This window comes from Pseudomonas sp. Fl4BN1 (genome assembly GCF_009908285.1).
GTDB lineage: Bacteria > Pseudomonadota > Gammaproteobacteria > Pseudomonadales > Pseudomonadaceae > Aquipseudomonas.
Genome location: NZ_JAAARM010000003.1, coordinates 104484 through 125562, shown reverse-complemented (window position 1 = coordinate 125562; position 21079 = coordinate 104484). Strand labels below are relative to the sequence as shown.

Sequence of the window (21079 nt, the reverse complement as noted above, 5' to 3'; positions counted from 1 at the left end):
CGAAGGCGCCCGCAAGTCCAGTGCAAGACTCTGCGGCCTCTTCGCCGGTAAACCGGCTCCTGCGATGAACCAGGGTGTCAGCGACCGCCGCCCAGGTCGACGAAGGTGCCGGCGGCGTAGGAGGCCTTGTCCGACAGCAGCCAGACAATCGCCTCGGCCACTTCGTCGGGGCGCCCGCCACGGCCCATGGGAATGGCCGACTCCAGCTTGCTGACCCGGTCGGCATCGCCACTCAGGGCATGGAAGTCGGTGTAGATGTAACCCGGACGCACGGCGTTGACGCGGATGCCCTCGCCCGCCACTTCCTTGGACAGGCCGATGGTGAAGGTATCCAGGGCCCCCTTGGAGGCGGCGTAGTCGATGTACTCACCCGGCGAGCCCAGGCGCGCCGCCACCGATGACACGTTGACGATGCTGCCACCCTGCCCGCCATGACGCGGCGACATGCGCAGCACTGCGTGCTTGGCGCAGAGAATCGGCCCCATGACATTGGTCTTCATGATTTTCTGGATACGGAATTCGGACATCTCGTCGAGACGCGACTTGTGCCCCACGGTCCCGGCATTGTTGACCAGGGCGGTGACCCGGCCCAGTTCGCTGTCGACCCGCTGAAACAGGCCGATGACCTCATCCTCGATGCTGACATCGGCACGTACCGCAATGGCCTGGACGCCCAGGGCGCGCACCTGTTCCAGCACCTGATGGGCCGACTGCTCATCGGCCTGATAATTGATGCACACCTTGAAACCCTGCTGCGCAGCCAACAACGCCGTGGCTGCACCAATTCCCCGTCCGCCACCGGTGATGATGATGACTTTGTCCATGCTGCCGACTCCCTCACTGATCAATTCAACGCCAGCCATTAAACACCGCACAGGCCACGATGAAAACCGCATCGATACACGACGCGCGCCCGATAAGCGCCGCCCCAGGCTCGGGCAGCACGCGGACGACCAGCTATTCAGGCCTTGTGTTCGGCCAGGTGGATGCCTTGCATGAAGCCTTCAGGAGGCAACGGGTGGCCAAGGAAGTAACCTTGCAGTGAGTCGCAGCCCAATTGGGTGAGAAAGGTCTGCTGCACGCCAGTCTCCACGCCCTCGGCGACGATGCGCAAACCCAGGGCCTGGCCCAGGGCGACAATCGCCGAGACGATCGCCGCGTCGTCGCTGTCATGCTCCAGGTCGCGGACAAACCCACGGTCGATCTTCAGCTCGTTGGCTGGCAGGCGCTTGAGGTACATCAGGCTCGAATAGCCCGTGCCAAAGTCATCGATGGACAGGTCCACTCCCATGTCCGCCAGTTGCTGCAACACCACCATGCTGACATCGGCGTCATTCATCGCCGTGGTCTCGGTGATCTCCAGGGTCAGGTTGTTGGCCGGCAGTTCATAGCGCTCAAGGGCACCGGTGACGCTCTTGACCAGCCCCACATGACAGAACTGCAGGGCCGAGAGGTTCACCGCGATGCGCCAGTCGGTGTAGCCCTGGACGTACCACTCGCGCATTTGCCGGCAGGCTTCGTTCAACACCCAATCACCGATGGGAATGATCAGCCCGGTCTTCTCCGCCAGTTCGATGAACTTGTCCGGCAACAGCAGGCCATGCTGCGGGTGCTCCCAGCGCAGCAGCGCCTCGGCACCTACCGGCCGGCCGTTGGCGGCATCGAACTTGGGCTGGTAATGCAGGCGGAACTGATGATGCTCCAGGGCATTGCGCAGGTCCTGGAGCAGTTGCAGCTGGCGCCGGGCGTTGCCGTTCATCGAGGCGTCGAAAAAGCTGTAGCCGTTCTTGCCGGTGCCCTTGGCGTGATACATCGCCGCATCGGCATTCATCAGCAATTCCTGGGCGTTCAGGCCATTGCCGGGGTACACCGCGATACCAATGCTGGCGGAAATCTGCAGCTCATGCTCGGCCACCCGGAACGAACGCGACACCAGGCTCACCTGGCGGGCGGCCAGGCGCAAAGCATCATCGGGCTCGCCCAGTTGCACCAACAGGACAAATTCGTCGCCACCGATCCGTGCCAGGGTGTCTTCGCTGCGCAGATCCTCGCGCAAACGCTGAGCAACCTCACGCAGCAACTGGTCGCCCATGTGGTGACCAAAGGCATCGTTGACTGGTTTGAAGCCGTCCAGGTCAATGAACATCAGCGCAAAACAGCCGCCATGGGCGGTCACCCGGTGCATCGCCTGATCGATCCGGTCCGCCAGCAGGATGCGGTTGGGCAAGCCGGTCAGGGTGTCATGCAGGGCCAGCTGGGTAAGTTCCTTGTTGGCCTCGGTCAAGGACTGCGCCAGCACCGCGGTCCGGGCCTCCAGGCGCGCATCCAGCACCGAAGTCAGCAAGGCGATGATCAGCACCGCCAGGGTGGTGATCAACACCAGGTTGTCCAGGCCCTTGCCGCTCAGGCCATTGCCCAGGGCACCGCAGAAACTGCCGTCGCCAAAGCGCGCTGCGGCCATGCCGGTGTAGTGCATGCCGACAATCGCAAAACCCATGACCACCGCCGCGCCACTGCGGGCCAGGCGCACATAGGGGGTGTTCTGGCGCAGGCGGAAGGCGATCCACAACGCCGCCAGCGAGGCGCCGAAGGCAATCAACAGCGACGCGCTGAACAACCGCGGGTCGTAGTCGATGCCCGGCTGCATGCGCATGGCCGCCATGCCGGTGTAATGCATGCCACTGATGCCCGCCCCCATGATCAAGGCGCCGAACAGCAACTGCGACAACGGCAGGCGCGGCTGGCTCACCAGCCACAGGGCAAAGCCGCAGGAGAGGATCGAGATCAGCAATGACAAGGCGGTGAGCGTGATGTCGTAGCCCAGGTCAATTGGCAGGTTGAAAGCGAGCATGCCGATAAAGTGCATGGACCACACGCCGACGCCCATTGCCATGGCTCCGCCGCACATCCACAGATAGGCCGCGCGACCTTTGGTGGTGGCGATCCGTCCAGTGAGATCGAGGGCGGTATAAGACGCGAGGATCGCCACGAAAATGGAGATCACGACCAGTGCGGGGGAGTAACTTCCGATGAGCATGAGCATCTCTTGGTCGTTGTGCCGACAGTCCTGCTCGGCGGCAAAAGCGCAGATTGTACTGATTGCGTGGAAGAACGCATCTACAAAGTGAGCAAAAAGCCATTAGTCAGACAGAACGTTTGGTTCGAGCCGCTCATGCCCTTACAGGCCTTGTGGACATGGGCTCTGCGCCCTTCGACCATGTTCCACGGCAGGCCAGTCGCCCTCCCTGGCCAGTGCCGGCAACGGGGCAAGACCGGGGTCGTGCCCAACCGTCAATGGTTGCCAAATCGCCATGCCCGTAGCGGCCGAGCGCAGCCTGCGCCAGCCGCTACAGCAATGAGTCCGGGCTACTTCTGCTCGCTGACCTGCAACTGGCCATCCCAACCGCCGCCCAGGGCAGCGATCAATTGCACGCTGGCAATCAGCCGGCTCTGCAGCAAGGTGAGGACGCTGCGCTCGTTGCTCAGGGCGGTAGTCTGGCTGGTGACCACGTCCAGGTAGGCGATCAACCCGGCCTTGTACTGGTTCTCGGTCAGGCGCAGGGCTTCGCGGGCCGAATCCAGGGCCTGCTGGCGAACCCCCGCCTCGTCCTCCAGAACCTTGAGCTGGACCATGTAGTTCTCCACCTCGCGGAAACCGTCGAGCACGGTCTGCCGGTACTTGGCCACGGTCTGGTCATACACCGCCTCGGTGCGGTCCACTTCTGCCGAGCGCTGGCCACCGTCGAACAGGGTCATGGCCAGTTTCGGCCCCACCGACCAGAAGCGGTTCGGCAAACTGATCCAGTCGGCATAGGTGCTGCTGCTGTAGCCTCCGGCGAGGCTCAGGGTCAGGTCCGGATAGTAGGCAGCCTTGGCCACGCCGATCTTGGCATTGGCGGCGATCACCGAACGCTCCGCCGAAGCAATGTCCGGACGGCGTTCGAGCAACTGCGATGGCACCCCCAGCGGCACTGGCGGCAGCGCAGGAATGCCCTGGCTTTCGGCCAGGTTGAACTGTGCCGGTGGCTCGCCGATCAGCACCGCAATGGCGTTCTCGAACTGCGCCCGCTGCCAGATCAGGTCGATCAGGTCAGCCTGGGTGCTTTTCAGTTGGGTCTGGGCCTGGGCCACCGCATCCTTGCCGGAAACCCCCGCCTGATACTGGTTCTGGGTCATCGTCAGGGAACGCTGATAGGCCGCCACCGTGGCGTCCAGCAAGCGTTTCTGCTGGTCGATCACGCGCAACTGCAGGTAGTTCTGCACCAGCTCCGACTGCTGGCTCAGGCGCATCGCCGCCAGGTCGGCAAAGCTGGCCTCGGCACTGGCTTCGTTGGCTTCCAGGTCACGGCGCAGCTTGCCCCAGACATCCGCCTCCCAACTCACCCCCAACTGGCTGTTGTAGGTGTCGCGAATACCGCTGCTGGAACTGCTCAGCCCCGAACTGCTGCTGCCGGTGCCCTGGCTGGCCCGGGTCTTGCCAGCACTGAGGTCAACGCTGGGAAAGAATGATCCCCGGGAACTGCGCACCAAAGCCCGGGCCTGGCGGAACTGCGCCTCGGACTGGGCCACGCTCTGGTTGGAGCGGTTGAGCTTGTCGATCAGGCCGTTGAGCTCGGCATCGCCATACAGCTCCCACCAGGCGCCACGGGCCAGGGCGTCACTGGGGTTGGCCTGACGCCAACCCTGGGCTTGCTTGTATTGCACCGGCTCGGCCACCTCGGGCCGCTGGTAGTCGGGACCGATGGCGCAAGCGCTGAGCAACAGTACGCACAGGCCCAGGCTCAAGGCCCGCGAGCCTCGGGCCATGGCCAGGCGCTGGGCCGACAGCGGGAAAACAGGACGGGACGAATGGTCGGTCATAGCGGCGTTTCCAGAGCAGCATCGGTACGGACCCCACGCCAGTGGTTGAACTTGTGGCGCAGGCGATCGAGATAGAGGTAGACCACCGGAGTGGTATAGAGGGTCAGGACCTGGCTGAAGACCAGGCCGCCGATAATGGTCAGGCCCAGGGGCTGGCGCATTTCCGAGCCCTCGGCGCCCCCCAGCAGCAGCGGCAAGGCACCGAGGATCGCTGCCAGGGTAGTCATCAGGATCGGCCGCAGGCGCTGCAGGCAGGCACTGCGAATCGATTGCAGCGGGTCAAGCCCGTGGTGCCGCTCCAGTTGCAGGGCCAGGTCGATCATCAGGATCGCGTTCTTCTTCACCACCCCGATCAACAGGAACAACCCCAGCAAGGAAATCAGGCTGAACTCCCCGCCCAGCACGTAGATCGAGAGCAAGGCGCCAACCCCGGCCGAGGGCAAGGTGGAGAGAATGGTCAGCGGGTGAATGTAGCTTTCATACAGCACCCCCAGCACCAGATACACCGCCAGCAACGCACCGAGGATCATCAACGGCTGGCTCTTCTGGGTCGCGGCGAAGGCGTCGGCGGTGCCGGCCATCTTGACGATCACCTCCTCCGGCATGCCGAGCTTGGCAATCGCCCGCTCAATGGCCGCGGTGCCCTGCTCCACTGTCACCCCTTCGGCCATGTCGAAGGAGATGCTTTCCGAGGCGAACTGCCCTTCGTGGCTGACCCGGTCGTCTTCCAGGCTGTTTTCGTAGTGGGCAATGGCCGACAACGGAATCCGCGCACCGCTGGAGGTGATCACCTGCACCTGGTTCAGGGTGATCGGGTCCTGGGCGTATTTCGGATTGACCTCCATCACCACCTGGTACTGGTTGAGGCTGTCGTAGATGGTGGAGATCTGCCGCTGGCTGTAAGCGTTGTTGAGCACTGCGGTGACCATGTCCATGTCCACCCCCAGGCGCTTGGCCTGGTCGCGGTCGACCATCAGGGTCACCTGCTGCGCGCCACGACCTTCACGGGCATCGATGGCGGTCAGTTCCGGCAAGGCGCGCAGCGCGGTGACCACTTTCGGGTACCACTCGCGCAGGGAACCCAGGTCGCCGCTTTGCAGGATGTAGGAGTACTGCGAGGTGGTCTGCTCGCGGCCGCCGCCGAACTGCAGGTCCTGGTCCGCCATCAGCATCAGTTGGGCGCCGGCGACCTTGGGCATGTCCTTGCGCAGGCGCTCGATGACCTTCTGCGCGGAAAGGTTGCGCTCCTTGATCGGCTTGAGGCGCACCAGCATGAAGGCATTGTTGGTGCCGTTGTTGCCACCGATAAAACCGGCCACGCTCTCCACCGCCGGGTCCTTGAGTACCGCGCGGCGGAAGATTTCCATCTTCGGCTGCATCACCGTGAAGGACAGGCCGTCGTCACCACGGACAAAACCAATCAGTTGGCCGGTGTCCTGCTGGGGCAGGAAGGTCTTGGGCACCACCACATACAGGGCCACGTTGACGCCGATGGTCAGCAGCAGGCTGAACAGGGTCAGGCGCTTGTGTCGCAGGACCCAGTCCAGGCTGGTGGCGTACTTGCCCACCATCCACTCGTTGCTGCGCCGGCTCCAGCGTTGCAGGCCGTTCTCCTGCCCCGGCACATGGGGCTTGAGCCAGCGCGCGCAGAGCATCGGGGTCAGGGTCAGGGACACCACCAGGGACACCACGATGGCCGCCGCCAGGGTGATGGAAAACTCACGGAACAGGCTCTCGATAATCCCGCCCATGAACAGGATCGAGAGGAATACCGCCACCAGCGAGACGTTCATCGACAGTAGAGTGAAGCCCACCTCCTTGGCCCCCAGGTACGCCGCTTTCATCGGCGCGATGCCTTCGTCGATGTGCCGGGAGATGTTCTCCAGGACCACGATGGCGTCGTCCACCACCAGCCCGGTGGCAAGGATCAAGGCCATCAGCGACAGGTTGTTCAGGGAGAAACCGTACAGATACATGATGGCGAAGGTGCCCACCAGCGACACCGGCACCGCCAGGGTCGGGATCAGCGAGGCGCGGAAATTGCCGAGGAACAGGTACACCACCAGGATCACCAGGGCCACGGCGATCAGCAGGGTCATCTCGGCCTCGTGCAAGGTGGCCTTGATCACCGGCGAGCGGTCCATGGCCAGGTTGAGCTTGACGCTGGCCGGCAGCACCGCCTGCAACGCCGGCAGCTGGGCCTTGATCTCGTTCACCGTCTCGATGATGTTGGCCCCGGCCTGGCGGTTGATCACCAGCAGCACCGCGGCGTCATTATTGAAGAAGCCGCTGTTGTAGCGGTCCTCGACGCCGTCGCTGACCTTGGCCACATCCTTCAGGCGCAGGGCCGCGCCGTTGTTGTAATGGATGATCAGCGGCTCGTAATCCTTGGCCTTCTCCAACTGGTCGTTGGCCTGGATCTGCCACAGCCGCTGGTCATCCTCCACCGAGCCCTTGGGCCGACGCTGGTTGGCATTGGCAATGGCATTGCGCACGTCGTCCAGGGCCACGCCGTACTGGTTGAGCAGTTGTGGCTCGAGCTCGATACGCACCGCCGGCAGGGAGCTGCCGCCGACCTGAACCTCGCCCACGCCCTGCACCTGGGACAGGCTCTGGGACAGGATGGTCGAGGCCAGGTCGTAGAGCTGGCCCTTCTCCAGCACATCGGAGGTCAGCGACAGCACCATGATCGGCGCCTGGGACGGGTTGACCTTCTTGTACGTGGGCATGCTGCGCATGCCGCTGGGCAGCAGGTTGCGCGAGGCGTTGATGGCCGCCTGCACTTCCCTTGCTGCGCCATTGATGTCGCGATCGAGGTCGAACTGCAGGATCACCCGGGTCGAGCCCTGGCTGGAGCGGCTGCTCATGGTGTTGACCCCGGCAATCGCCCCGAAGGAGCGCTCCAGGGGCGTGGCCACGGTGGAGGCCATCACCTCGGGGCTGGCCCCCGGCAGGCTGGCCTGGACCACGATCACCGGAAAATCCATCTGCGGCAGCGGCGCCACCGGCAACAGGCCGAAGCTGACCCCGCCCAGCAACATGATTGCCAGGCTCAGCAGCATCGTCGCCACTGGACGCTTGATGAAAGGTCCTGACAGGTTCATCGGCGACGGCTCCACACTTCAAGCTGCACGCAGCGAGGGGAAAACGCGCCAGACATGGACGTGGACTGAGCAGCCCACTTGCCGCTGCGGCTCATACCTGCACCTCTTGGGCGGCTTCGCGCTTGCCGAAGCGACGGCCCAGGCGATCGAAGTACAGGTAGATCACCGGCGTGGTGAACAGCGTCAACACTTGGCTGACCAGCAGGCCGCCGACCATCACCAGGCCCAAAGGCTGGCGCAGCTCCGCACCGGAGCCGGTGGCCAGCATCAGTGGCACAGCGCCAAACAACGCCGCCAGGGTGGTCATCAGGATCGGCCGGAAACGCAACAGCGCCGCCTGGTAGATGGCCTTCTCCGGTTCCATGCCCTGGTTGCGTTCGGCGTCGAGGGCAAAGTCGATCATCATGATCGCGTTCTTCTTGACGATGCCGATCAGCAGGATAATGCCGATGATCGCGATCATGCCCAGGTCATTGCCGCTGAGGATCAGCGCCAGCAAGGCCCCCACCGCTGCCGAAGGCAGGGTCGAGAGGATGGTGATCGGGTGGATGTAGCTCTCATAGAGCACCCCGAGCACGATGTACATGGTCACCACCGCCGCCAGGATCAGCAGCAAGGTGCTCGACAGCGACGCCTGGAAGGCCTCCGCCGCGCCCTGGAAGCGGGTCTGCACCCCCACCGGCATGCCGATCTCCTGCTGCACCTGCTCGATGACGTTCACCGCCTCGCCCAGGGCCACGCCCGGCGCCAGGTTGAAGGACATCATCACCGCCGGGAACTGGCCGATATGGGCGATCGCCAGTTGCGCCTGGCGCTCCTCGACATGGGCCAGGCTCGACAGGCGCACTTGCCCGCCGTCGGTGGTCTTGACGTGGATCTGCTCCAGGGCCTGCGGACCGATGCGCTCGCCGGCCTGGGCCTGGAGCACCACGCGGTACTGGCTGGCCTGGGTGTAGATGGTGGAGATCTGCCGCTGGCCGAAGGCGTCATACAGCGCATCGGTGATGTTCGACACCGAGACCCCGACCCGCGAGGCGGCGTCGCGGTCGATCACCAGGTACACCTGCAACCCCTTGTCCTGCAGGTCGCTGGCCACGTCGGTGAGTTCCGGGCGCTGGACCAGGGCCTCCACCAGGCGCCCGCTCCACAGGCTGAGCATCTCGGCATCCGGTGACGACAGGCTGAATTGATATTGGGTGCGGCTGACCCGGTCTTCGATGGTCAGGTCCTGCACCGGCTGCATGAACAGGCGGATGCCCAGCAGCTTGTCGACTTCCGGCTGGATCCGCGCAATCACCTGGGTGGCGCTCAAGTCACGCTGGCTGTGGGGCTTGAGGTTGATCAGCAGGCGCCCGCTGTTGAGGGTGGCATTGTCACCGTCGACACCGATGTAGGACGACAGGCTTTCTACCGCCGGGTCCTGCAGGATGATCTTCGCCAGGTCCTGCTGGCGCTGGCTCATGGCGGCGAAGGAGATCGACTGTGGCGCCTCGGAAATCCCCTGGATGACCCCAGTGTCCTGCACCGGGAAGAAGCCCTTGGGCACCACCATGTACAGCAGCACGGTCAGGCCCAGGGTGCCGATGGCCACCATCAGGGTCAGGAACTGATGCTTGAGCACCCACTGCAATTTGCGCCCGTAGCTTTCGATCAGCCAATCGATCCAGGCACCACTGGCGCGGTAGAAACGCCCCTGCTCTTCAGGCTTGGGCTCGGGCTTGAGCAGCCGAGCACACATCATCGGGGTCAGGGTCAGGGACACCACCAGGGAAATCAGGATCGCCACCGCCAGGGTGATGGCGAACTCGCGGAACAACCGGCCCACCACATCGGCCATGAACAGCAGCGGGATCAGCACCGCGATCAGCGACAGGGTCAGGGAGATCAGGGTGAAGCCGATCTGCTTGGCGCCCTTGAGCGCCGCCTGCATCGGGCTGTCACCCTCCTCGATGAAGCGCGAGATGTTCTCCAGCATGACGATGGCATCGTCCACCACGAAACCGGTAGCGATGGTCAGCGCCATCAGGGTCAGGTTGTTCACCGAGAAGCCGGCCAGGTACATCACGCCGAAGGTGCCGATCAGCGACAGCGGCACGGCAATCGACGGAATCAGGGTGGCACTGGCCCGGCGCAGGAAGAGGAAGGTCACCATCACCACCAGGGCAATGGCGATGAACATTTCGTGCTGCACATCGGTGACCGAGGCGCGGATGGTCTGGGTACGGTCGGTAAGCACCGTGACTTCAAGGCCCGCCGGCAGGTTGTCGGTGATGCTCGGCAGCAGCGCCTTGATCCGGTCCACCACCTCGATCACGTTGGCCCCGGGCTGGCGCTGGATGTTCAGCAGCACCGCCTGGTTCTCATTGGCCCAGGCCGCCAGACGTTCGTTCTCGGCGCCGTCGACGATCTCGGCAACATCCTTCAGGCGCAGCGGCGCGCCGTTTTTATAGGCAAGGATCAGCTCGGCGTAGTCCTTGGGCGAGGTCAACTGGTCGTTGGCGTCGAGCATCGAGACCCGGGTCGGGCCGTCGAAGTTACCCTTGGGCTGGTTGACGTTGGACGCACCGATCAGGGTGCGCACGTCCGCCAGGTTCAGGCCGTTGGCCGCCAGGGCCTCGGGGTTGACCTTGATCCGTACCGCCTGGCGCTGGCCGCCGGCGATGCTGACCATGCCGACGCCGCTGATCTGGGCGATTTTCTGCGCCATGCGGGTGTCGACCAAGTCATTGAGCTTGGGCAGCAGCATGGTCTTGGAGGTGATGGCCAGGGTCAGCACCGGGGTATCCGCGGGGTTGACCTTGTTGTACACCGGCGGTGCCGGCAGGTCCTTGGGCAGCAGGTTGCTGGCGGCATTGATCGCCGCCTGCACCTGCTGCTCGGCCACGTCCATATTGATGTCGAGGCTGAAACGCAGGGTCAGCACCGAGGCACCACCGGAACTGGTGGAGGCCATCTGGGTCAGGCCGGGCATCTGCCCGAACTGGCGCTCAAGCGGCGCGGTGACCGCGCTGGTCATCACGTCCGGGCTGGCCCCGGGGTACAGGGTCATGACGCGGATGGTCGGGTAGTCGACCTGGGGCAAGGCCGACACCGGCAACAGGCGGTAGGCGATCAGGCCGGCCAGGACAATGGCCAGCATGCTCAGGGTGGTGGCTACCGGACGAAGGATGAACAGCCGCGAGAAATTCATGCGCCGACCTTTTGCGCCTTGGCTGCAGCCGACTTGCCATCGGCTGCCGGCGCACTGGCCGGACCGCCTGGCTGGCCTTGCAGGTGTTCGGTCGGAGTGCTCGGCAGCTCGGCGCTGTCGTTGACCACTTCGACATCACTGCCGTCCTTGAGGCGGTCGGTGCCTTCCATCACCACCCGATCGCCAGCCTGCAGGCCTTCCTTGATCACCGTCGAATCGCCGTTGCTGTCACCGACTTTCAACTGCCGGATCTTGACCTTGTTGTCGCCATCGAGGGCATAGACAAAGGTTCCGTTGGTGCCGAACTGGATGGCCGCCGACGGTGCCAGTACCACGTTCTTCAGGGTATCGGCCAGCAGCCGCACATTGACGAACTGATTGGGGAACAGGCCCTGGTCGCGGTTATCGAAGCGCGCCTTGAACTTCAGGGTGCCGGTGGTGGTGTCGATCTGGTTGTCGAGACTCTGCAATACACCACTGGCCTGCAGCTTCACATCACCACGGTCCCAGGCTTGCACCGGCAGCTTGGCCCCGCTGTGGTAGCGCCCGAGCACGGTCTCCAGGCTGTTTTCCGGCAGGGTGAAGGCCACGCTGATGGGTTGGGTCTGGGTGATGATCACCAGCGCGGTGGTGTCGTTGGCGGCCACCAGGTTGCCCACGTCCAGCTGGCGTAGGCCCAGGCGTCCGGCAATTGGTGCGCGGATATTGGTGAATTCAAGGTTGAGCTTGGCGTCGTTGACCGCCGCCTGGTTGGTCTTGACCGTGCCCAGATACTGGCCCACCAGCGCCGCGGCGGTGTCCAGGGTCTGCTTGGCGATACTGTCTTGGGCGTACAAGCCGCGATAACGCTCAAGATCGACTTGGGCGTTCTTCAGTTGGGCCTGGTTCTGCAGCAAGGTGCCTTCGGCCTGGAGCAAGGCATTCTGATAAGGCCGCGGGTCGATCTGCGCCAGCAAGTCGCCGGCCTTGACCATTTGCCCTTCCTCGAAGTTGACCTTGACCAACTCCCCCGCCACCCGGCTGCGCACATTAATAGTGTTCAGCGCCGTTACCGTGCCCAGGGCCTTGTAGTAGACCGCGAAGTCGCCCTGGGTCACCGGCGACACCCGTACCGGGATCGGCCCGCTGGCGCCGCCGAAACCCGGGCGCATGCTGCCGCTGCGCCCGGTATGCCCGGTCGCGGCTTTCTGCCCGGCAGCCTCCTGGTGGGTACTGCCGGCCGGCCAGAATTTCCAGCACAGGCCAGCGACCAGCAGCAGGACAAACAGACCGAACAGCCAGCGACGGGAGTTGCGGGGAGCAGAGGATTGCATGGAGTGATCAACCATTGGGCGCGTGGGAGTCTTCTTTTGAGAAGGCTGAAAGATAAGCACTGAAGCTGTTTTAGCAAAGCGCCTTTACCGGCAATTTACCTTTGACTGACGTTTTAACGTGCAGCGCTAAGCCACTGAAGCACAAATAAAAACGGCCTGGACAGGGCCAGGCCGTGAATAATTGTAAAACCGCTTACTTGAGTACAGCCAACGCCGCGTCGTAGTTCGGTTCTTCAGCGATTTCCTTGACCAGCTCGCTGTGCAGCACGGTGTCATTTTCGTCCAGTACCACCACGGCGCGGGCAGTCAGACCAGCCAGGGGACCGTCGGCAATCGCCACACCGTAGTTTTCGATGAACTCGCGGCCGCGCAAGGTCGACAGGTTCTGCACGTTTTCCAGGCCTTCGGCGCCGCAGAAGCGTGCCTGGGCGAACGGCAGGTCGGCGGAGATGCACAGCACCACGGTGTTGCTCAGTTCGTTGGCCTGGGCGTTGAACTTGCGAACCGAGGTCGCGCAGGTCGGGGTATCAACGCTTGGGAAAATGTTCAGCACCTTGCGCTTGCCGGCGAGGCTGCTCAGCGCAACATCAGCCAGACCGGCGCCCACCAGGGAGAACGCAGGGGCTTTGGAGCCCACTTGTGGCAGCTGGCCGTTGACCTGTACCGGGTTGCCTTTGAGAGTGACTTGAGCCATGAACGGAGTCCTTTATTGAACAGTGATGATGGAACAGCAATGAGAAATTGTTGAGAGGCCGAAGTTAAGCATGAAACGGCGCGAGCACCTATTGCCGGGCGGATAAATTGTCCGACAAGCCCCGTCGACAGCGCCCAGGCGGAGCGCGCAATGATCACCGATCACCGATCGGTAATCGGTAATCGGTAATCGGTAATCGGTAATCGGTAATCGGTAATCGGCATCGGCAATCGTAGGAGCTGGCTTGCCAGCGAAGGCGTCCGCAAGAGCGCCACAAGACTCAAGGGCCCCTTCGCCGGCAAGCCGGCTCCTACAGGTGCGCCAGCAGCAGCTGCGCGACCGGGCCGCCGGATGCCGGGTTCTGCCCGGTGATCACTCGCTGGTCCTCTACCGCAAAGGGCGCCCAGGGTGCGGCGGCCTTCTGGTACAGGGCACCACGCTTGACCAACTCGGTTTCCGTCAGGTACGGCACGTACTGGTCCAACTCGGCAAGCTTCTCCTCTTCGTTGGAAAAACCGGTGACCTGCTTGCCGGCAATCAGCCGCGAGCCATCGCTGAGCTTGATGTTGAGCAGGCCCACCGCGCCATGGCAGACCGAACTGACATAACCGCCCTGCTCATAGATGTCACGGCTCAAGGCCTGCAACTGGCTGTTGTCGGGAAAATCCCAGACTACGCCATGGCCGCCGGCGTAGTAGATCGCCAGATAATCCTCGGCCTTGACCTGCTCCGGTCGCAAGGTTGCCCCCAGGCGGCTCATGAAGGCGCTGTCCTGATACCACTGCCAATCGGTCTCGTCGGCCATCGCCAGGCTGTGGGGGTCAATCGGCACATAACCACCCTTGGGGCTGACATAGTCCACCTGGAAGCCGGCGGCTTCGACTTTCTTCACAAAATGCACCGCCTCCCCCAGCCACAAACCGGTGGCGCGGTTCAGGGTCGGGTATTTGGCCACGCTGGTCAGGACCACCAGAATTTTCTTGCTCACGGCATGCTCCTTGGTATCTGCAAAAGAAGACAAAGAAATGCAACGGCGACTCTCAGCTCAGCAAGCGCAACATGTTGCGATGCCGGGCATCGAAAATGCGCGCCATGTAGACGTCGACCATCAGCCACTCCAAAGGTGCACCGCCAATGGCCCTGTAAGTCACCCGGTCGGTGTACAGGGTGCCTCCTTCAGCGGCCTCGACCCGGTGTTCGTGACGAAAGGCGCGCAACGGGCCCTTGAGCATCTCGTCGACGAAATGACAATCGCTGACCTCACGTATAACCACTGTCCATTTCGCCGGTATGACACCCCACATCCAGTGCAGGAAACTGAACTGGCGCCCGACGCTGATCCGCAGGTCATTGATGTCGACGCCACCGAGAGGCGTGATTCGCTCGGGAAAGATCTTCGGAAAGTTGGCCCCCTCAAGGCAGAAATCCAGCACCTGAGCCGGACTGTAGCCGGCAATAAATGTCCTGCGCTCAACGACTGGCATACCTGAAAGCCTCCTTACTCAGCCAATAAATATAGATAAATCACATTAGAAAATAACTATAAACATATGATTTATAACGTTTTTTATTAATCAATAAATCACATTAACTTAACCACTCAAAATACATGGAAATGGTTACATTCCACATTAAGACAGATCAGCGCCAGCCCCGCCCTCATATACCCCGTGACCGCCAACCAGCAGCAAACCACCGTCTGCTGTGCGATATCCTGTGCAGCCAGAAACGCCACCCTCGACACGGCCAATAGTGCCTGCACCATGAACAAGACGTTCACCGGCCTGGGACTTTTAACCGAGAAACCGCTAGGGTGCGCAGTTTCACCCGGCCATCGCTGGATTTCGCTGTGGGTTTTCATGGAGTCGTACCGCCCAATGAGTTGCTGGACCCTGCTTGGCCTGCCGCCCACCGTTGATACCCGGACCATCAAGCGTCACTACGCCAGGTTGTTGAAACAGACCCGACCGGATGAAGATCCGCAAGGCTTCCAGCAGTTGCGCGAGGCTTATGAGCAAGCGCTGGATCAAGCCCACTGGCTGAGCTCCGAGGACGACCTCGAGACACCGCCCCAGACTACCGCAGCTGATGACTGGCCGGCATTGCAACAGCAACCTCAGCAGTCCCCTGCCCAGCGAGTTGCACCACTGCTGGAAGGCATCCGCATCGACCAGTTGGATCAGCGCCATCAGCAGGCTATCGATACCGACTGCCTACTGGAGTTCGAACTGGGCTTGCTGCGCCACTGCGTGGAGCGGCCCAAGCAATCGGTGCAACTGCTGGCCTGGGCCTTCGCCACCTTTCACTGGCTCAGCGCCTGGCAACGCCTGGAACTGCCGGACTACCTGCTCGAAGCGTTGTTGCAAGGTTGTCGGCAGGCGCTTGAGCAGCCCTTGTTCGAAGCGCTGCAGCAACAGGACGGCGCAGCCTTTGTGCAGCACTATGCCCAGCGCTCGCAGCATGTCTGGCTGAATAGCCTGGATCAGCGCCAGTGGTTCAACCAGCGCTTGGTCGTGTTGCTGCTGGACAGCCCTTACTGGCTCACCGAAGTGTTCGAAGCGGTCTGCGCCTGCCAAGGCTGGCAGGCAGGCGACGACAACGCCTGCCCGGCTCTGGAGTGGGAGCGCTTGCTGGCGCGCCATGAAGCACCGCAGTTCATCGCCCGCCAGCAGGCCCTGGCCGCTGAACCCTTGGCCACAGCAGAGCAACGGGCCGCCTACCTGTTGCTGGCCCCCATCAGCTTCAGTCGGCGTCGGGCATTTGCCCGGCGCTTGCGCAGCGACGACTGGGCCAGTTGTCGCCAGCTCAGCTCGCGGCTGCATGCCAACCACCCCGAGGTATCGGCCGGCATGCCCGGCGGCACCGCGTTTTTCTGGCGCGACTGGGAATTTGCCTTCGATGCCTGGCCGATGTACCTGGGGATCATCATCGCCAGCCTGGTCGGCGCCTTCGCCCGCTATGCCCCGCAAGCCAGCAGCCTGGAGGAGATCATCGGCGTAGCGTTGTTCTGGAGCGCCTGCTTTGCGGCGTTCGCGGCGCTGCTGTGGTGGCTCTGGCAACCCCTGGCCCATCGACTCTGGGCCAGGGACCAGCAGCTCAGTAGCCGCCTGCCGCACTGGCTCGATCGACAGTGCGACGTGCTGATCCTGCAGGACCTGCTGCCGGCCGTGCTGCTCGGTGCGGTCTTGGGGTATTTCTGTGGCGCGGTCAGTGGCGCAACTTATCTGCTGGTGCTGCTGGGAATTTCCATTGGCCGACGCCGGGAGCTCAAGGTCCGGGCGCCCTGGGAACAGGCCGATCCCTGGCAACGGCGCCTGCTGATCGGCCTGGGCTGCATGGTGCTGGTCGCCGCACTGAGCGCAATCAAGCTGGCCAGCAACTACGGCACCGTGACTGCCAACCAGGGCCTGCAGCAATGGAGCGAACGGCTGTGCGCACGGATGCCGATCGACGCCAGTGAATGCGCAGTACCGGCCACCGTCGAACAGTGGTACGGCAAGGAGGATGGCCGATGAACGCCAATTGGCTACTGCCCATCGGCCTGGGCCTGGGCATGACCCTCACCGTGCTGGCAATCACTCACGGGCCGCTGGATCGGCTCGACCTCTGGCTGGACCAGCAAGACAGCCCAGCCACCGCCCAGGCCAACGCCCTGAGCCCGATCATCAACTGCCTGAACCAGATGGACGTACCCTTGCGCCTGGCCCATCAGGCGTACCTGGCCGCAGGCTCACCTCGGGCCACCGCGGCCGGCGCCTATGACATCAGCCCCCACGGCGGCCAGGACATCGACTCGGTGTACCGCTTTGCCTGCCCCGGCAGCATCACCGACAAGCTGAAAATCCTCACGCCCGACAGCCCATTGCTCAGTGCCACCGAGCAATACCTTCAGGTCCTCGGACGCTTTGTCACCCTGACCAAGGGCGCCTACATGCAGCGCAAGGGATATGGCCACCCCCTGAGCGATGCGCAACTCGACCAGTTCTTGAGCCAACTTGAACCCCAGCGCCGGGACTACCTGAAGGCCTCCACCAGCGTCCGCCAGTTGCTTGAGATACTGGACGTCGAACCTCGAAGCGAACAACTGATGCGCCTGGAGCAGCGTCTGGATCGCAATGTCCACTGGGCGCTACTGGACTACATGATCCAGGCACGCAGCACCGTGGAGCTACTTGCCGAAGGCGTCCGGCAGAAGACCCTGACCCCGGAACAACTGGCCGAGACCACTCGGCAGTTGCGCCAGGCCCAGGACACCAGGCAGCAATTTCTGCACATCGAGCAGCCCGACAAGGACACTCAGAAAGCCCTGTATCTCTGGCAACTGATCGCCGAACCCAGCGACCAGTACCTGCACGCCCTAGACAGACTGCACCGGGACTGGCTCGACCACGCCGCGCCACAGCGCCTGAGCGACGACTACCACGCCATCACCCAGGGTTACGACCAGATGCTCTACCGCTACAACAAACTGGCGCGAAAACAGTACTGACGGCTGTCGGCGCACGCCGTCCATGCACAGCACAGGCACTGCTGAAAGCCGCGAACCCACGCAACGCGGGCGACGGCGCAGGCTCTTCGGTGGTTATCGTCCGAGCGGCCTGAGGCAGCGTCCGCAGGGCGTGATTCCCGAGTGTGCGGACCTCAGCGTCGGGTCATTTATTCTTCAGCAGCAGGTAGGACTGGCGCATGTCCGAGGCCCAGCCATCGATAACGTTCTTCACATCGTTGGCCTGCATCACCTGGGTGTCGTTTTCCAGCGGCTTGCCAGTGCCCTTGCGCACCACCTCGGCAATCACCGCGTTATTGCCACCGTCGAGAAACGCCGCCTCGGTTCCCAGGGTGGTCTCCTGGTCGCGTATGCCGGCGGCGGTGCTGACTGCCGCCGCCACCAGGGCCACTGGAATGACTTCATAAGGCTTCAGGCCTTCGGTCTTGCTGCTCACCGCGGTAATCGCCGCACGCACCACCACCACGCCGGGGCCGGGTCCGGTGGCCAGCGGCAAGGACTTGCTCATCTCACGCTGCAAGGCCTGGTCGTAATAACGGGTGATGTTGGACAAGGTGTTTTGCGGAATCTTCACCGTGGGATGCGGCTGCGGATAGAACTGGGTCGGTTCGATGTACACACTGGTGTACTTGCTCAGCTTGAGCTTGGGATCAATCCAGCGCATCACCTCCATCCCGGATGGCGACTTGGCTTCCTTGAGTCGGCTGTAGTCCTGGAGAAACCCGGAGTATTCGTCAGGCTGGGTCACGTTGCTGGAGCAGCCGGCCATCCCGAGAGTGGCAAGGCACAGCGTGCTGAGGGTCAGAGCAAGCTTCATGGGTAACTCCTGTAGGTGCCGCAGCCAGAAACTGGCCAGGGGAAATACAGGTATAGCCAAAAGGTCGCCGCAAGGGACTGTGTTTTTTCGGCAATGCATCGCAGCGGCAATGGGCAGGAGCTGGCGAGCCAGCAGAAACTGGCCGCCAGGCTCGCGCAAGAGCAAGAGCCCCTTCGCCGGACAGCTGGCACCTATGCTGCGGCGCAGCGTCCGTCGCCTAACGACGACGGAACAACGGCCGTGGCTCGATCACCGAACGGCCATAGAGCACGCTCATGCCCGCCAGGCCCTTGAGCGCATCCATGGCGCATTTGTCTTCACGCACGGCAAAGCTATCGAACCCGCATTGGCGCATGTGGCTCAGTTGATCGCGCAGTACATCGCCAATGGCCCGCAACTCGCCCATCCAGCCCAGGCGGGTGCGCAACAAGTACGCCTGGCTGTAACCCCGGCCATCGCGAAAACTCGGAAAATCCACGGCAATCAGCGGAATCAGCTTGAGCCAGGGCTTGAGGCTTTCCACTTCATCGTCCGGCCCGATCCATACCCCATCCCGGGCCGGGTGGTGCTCGATGCGCCGCATCAGCCAGCGGGCCAGGGGCAGGATCAACGGGCCATCGGGCAACGTGTCGTCGACCCCGCGCACCAGGCTCCAGGCATCTTCCTCGACCAATTGGGCTTCACCCTCGTGCAAGCGCAACAGGTTGTTCATGCCATCAGCTCCACGGCCTTGGGATAGACCCGCTCCTTGAACGGCTCCAGGCCAATGCGCTGCAAGGTGTCGATAAACAGCTCGTCGCTCTCGCGGTAGCGCACGAAGGTGCCGATGATGCGCTCGATCACCTGGGGAATTTCCTCGGCACTGAAGGACGGGCCGATCACCTTGCCCAAGGTGCTGTCGCGGCCCTGGGCGCCGCCGAGGGTGACCTGAAACCACTCGGCGCCATTCTTGTCGACCCCGAGGATGCCGATATTGCCGATATGGTGATGACCGCAGGCGTTGATACAGCCAGAGATGTTCAGGCTCAAGTCGCCCAGGTCGTGGAGGTAGTCCAGGTCCTCGAAGCGCTGCTGGATGGCCAGGGTGATCGGGATCGACCGGGCGTTGGCCAGGGCGCAGAAGTCACCACCAGGGCAGGCGATGATGTCCGTCAGCAAGCCGACGTTGGCACACCCCAGGCCCAGTTCACTGGCCCGTTGCCAAAGCTCGAACAGTTGCGACTTGGGCACATCCGGCAGGACCACGTTCTGTTCGTGGGCGATGCGGATTTCGCCGAAGCCGAACTGCTCGGACCAGTCGGCCACCGCGTCCATCTGCAGGCCAGTGACGTCCCCCGGTGGCGAGCTGCCGCCCGGCTTGGTCGACAGCACCACGCTGGTATAACCCGGCATCTTGTGCGGCTGCACGTTGCGCGCTACCCAGCGGGCAAACGCCGGATGCTCGGCCAGGCGGCTGCCGTAGTCGAGGTCGGTGTCCACCAGGCGCTCGTAAGTGGGTGGCACAAAGGCGCTGGCGACCCGCTGGTACTCATCATCGGTGAGCTGCGCCGGACCGTCCTTGATGTGCTGCCACTCCTCCTCCACTTCCTTGGCGAAGGCTTCGATGCCCAGGGCCTTGACCAGGATCTTGATCCGCGCCTTGTACTTGTTGTCGCGCCGGCCGTGGCGGTTGTAGACCCGCAACACCGCCTCGACATAAGACAGCAAGTGTTGCCAGGGCAAGCCTTCGCGGATCTGCAGGCCGAGGATCGGGGTGCGCCCCAGGCCTCCGCCGACGATCACCCGCAGGAGCATTTCGCCGCTGTGGGCGCGGTACAGGTAGAGGCCGATGTCATGCATCATGATCGCCGCGCGGTCCTGCTTGGCCGAGCAGATGGCGATCTTGAACTTGCGCGGCAGGAACAGGAATTCCGGGTTGATGGTCGACCATTGGCGGAGGATCTCCGCCAGGGGACGCGGGTCCAGCCACTCATCGGCGGCGACCCCGGCAAAGGCTTCGGTGGTGATGTTGCGCACGCAGTTGCCAGAGGTCTGGATGGCGTGCATTTCCACCTCGGCCAGGCGTTCGAGGATGTCCGGCACCTGGGCCAGCTCGATCCAGTTGAACTGCAGGTTCTGGCGGGTGGTGAAGTGCCCGTAGCCGCGGTCGAAATCCCGGGCGATGCTGGCCAGGGTGCGCATCTGCCGGGCGCTCAGGGTGCCGTAGGGAATCGCCACCCGCAGCATGTAGGCATGCCTCTGCATATACAGGCCGTTCTGCAGACGCAGGGGCAAAAACTCTTCCTCGCTCAGCTGGCCGGCCAAGAAGCGCTCGACCTGATCGCGAAATTGCGCCACCCGTTCAAAGACCAGGGCCCGGTCATAGTCGTCGTACTGATACATGTGCCTACCTCGTCCTCATCAATGCTCATCGTGCTCTAAGCGGCGCGTGCGGTGAGGGAGCGACTATGCGCTTGCGGCGCAGAACGTTACAGATTCAGGTAAAAACTAAAAAACCATATCAGTAGCTACCGAAGTGCCGTGGACAAACGATAAATCTGATCCGTATTAATGCAGTTTTTCTGAGCCTGTTTTGTTTCCTCGCTGATTCCTAC

14 protein-coding genes are annotated in these 21079 nt (G+C 62.9%); 2 read left to right on the top strand and 12 right to left on the bottom strand.

The window, feature by feature from the left end; translation table 11 throughout:
* Positions 1-77: 77 nt before the first annotated feature.
* From GV818_RS04430 to GV818_RS04390, 9 genes are all read right to left on the bottom strand, one after another.
* Positions 78-824 (bottom strand): SDR family oxidoreductase, encoded by a 747-nt coding sequence (locus GV818_RS04430; protein ID WP_161775880.1) that lies wholly within the window; start codon positions 822-824, stop codon positions 78-80.
* A gap of 137 nt (positions 825-961) precedes the next feature.
* Complete coding sequence (locus tag GV818_RS04425; RefSeq protein ID WP_161755046.1) at positions 962-3037, bottom strand: putative bifunctional diguanylate cyclase/phosphodiesterase; 2076 nt, start codon at positions 3035-3037, stop codon at positions 962-964.
* A gap of 329 nt (positions 3038-3366) precedes the next feature.
* Positions 3367-4860: an efflux transporter outer membrane subunit gene (locus GV818_RS04420; protein ID WP_161775879.1), complete on the bottom strand. Its 1494-nt coding sequence runs from the start codon at positions 4858-4860 to the stop codon at positions 3367-3369.
* Positions 4857-7964, bottom strand: coding sequence for an efflux RND transporter permease subunit (locus tag GV818_RS04415; protein WP_161755050.1), 3108 nt, complete (start codon positions 7962-7964; stop codon positions 4857-4859). Before GV818_RS04415 ends, GV818_RS04420 begins: the two co-directional genes overlap by 4 nt.
* A 91-nt stretch (positions 7965-8055) precedes the next feature.
* Positions 8056-11154 carry an MdtB/MuxB family multidrug efflux RND transporter permease subunit gene (locus GV818_RS04410; RefSeq protein WP_161775878.1) on the bottom strand — a complete coding sequence of 1033 codons (3099 nt, stop codon included), beginning with the start codon at positions 11152-11154 and terminating at the stop codon, positions 8056-8058.
* A complete protein-coding gene (locus tag GV818_RS04405; protein WP_161775877.1) occupies positions 11151-12482 on the bottom strand; it encodes an MdtA/MuxA family multidrug efflux RND transporter periplasmic adaptor subunit in 1332 nt (443 codons plus the stop codon). The genes GV818_RS04410 and GV818_RS04405 overlap by 4 nt, the downstream gene beginning before the upstream one ends.
* A 178-nt stretch (positions 12483-12660) precedes the next feature.
* Positions 12661-13161 (bottom strand): thiol peroxidase, encoded by a 501-nt coding sequence (tpx, locus tag GV818_RS04400; RefSeq protein ID WP_161755057.1) that lies wholly within the window; start codon positions 13159-13161, stop codon positions 12661-12663.
* A gap of 310 nt (positions 13162-13471) precedes the next feature.
* Positions 13472-14149, bottom strand: coding sequence for a type 1 glutamine amidotransferase domain-containing protein (locus GV818_RS04395; protein ID WP_161775876.1), 678 nt, complete (start codon positions 14147-14149; stop codon positions 13472-13474).
* A gap of 52 nt (positions 14150-14201) precedes the next feature.
* Positions 14202-14645: a polyketide cyclase gene (locus GV818_RS04390; RefSeq protein ID WP_161775875.1), complete on the bottom strand. Its 444-nt coding sequence runs from the start codon at positions 14643-14645 to the stop codon at positions 14202-14204.
* A 393-nt stretch (positions 14646-15038) separates the two neighbouring features.
* Here GV818_RS04390 and GV818_RS04385 point away from each other — a divergent pair, with 393 nt between their 5' ends.
* Together GV818_RS04385 and GV818_RS04380 are read left to right on the top strand one after the other, a co-directional pair.
* On the top strand, positions 15039-16676 hold the full coding sequence (locus GV818_RS04385; RefSeq protein WP_161775874.1) for a J domain-containing protein: 1638 nt from the start codon (positions 15039-15041) through the stop codon (positions 16674-16676).
* A complete protein-coding gene (locus GV818_RS04380; protein ID WP_161775873.1) occupies positions 16673-17650 on the top strand; it encodes a DUF3829 domain-containing protein in 978 nt (325 codons plus the stop codon). Before GV818_RS04385 ends, GV818_RS04380 begins: the two co-directional genes overlap by 4 nt.
* Positions 17651-17813: 163 nt before the next feature.
* On the opposite strand, the gene GV818_RS04375 is transcribed toward GV818_RS04380, so the two are convergent.
* The 3 genes from GV818_RS04375 to GV818_RS04365 all read right to left on the bottom strand — a co-directional run bounded on the left by GV818_RS04375 (position 17814) and on the right by GV818_RS04365 (position 20867).
* Positions 17814-18485: a DUF3313 domain-containing protein gene (locus tag GV818_RS04375; protein ID WP_161755068.1), complete on the bottom strand. Its 672-nt coding sequence runs from the start codon at positions 18483-18485 to the stop codon at positions 17814-17816.
* A 217-nt stretch (positions 18486-18702) separates the two neighbouring features.
* Positions 18703-19197 carry a DUF934 domain-containing protein gene (locus tag GV818_RS04370; protein ID WP_161755070.1) on the bottom strand — a complete coding sequence of 165 codons (495 nt, stop codon included), beginning with the start codon at positions 19195-19197 and terminating at the stop codon, positions 18703-18705.
* Positions 19194-20867 (bottom strand): nitrite/sulfite reductase, encoded by a 1674-nt coding sequence (locus GV818_RS04365; RefSeq protein ID WP_161775872.1) that lies wholly within the window; start codon positions 20865-20867, stop codon positions 19194-19196. Before GV818_RS04365 ends, GV818_RS04370 begins: the two co-directional genes overlap by 4 nt.
* Between the last annotated feature and the right edge of the window lie 212 nt (positions 20868-21079).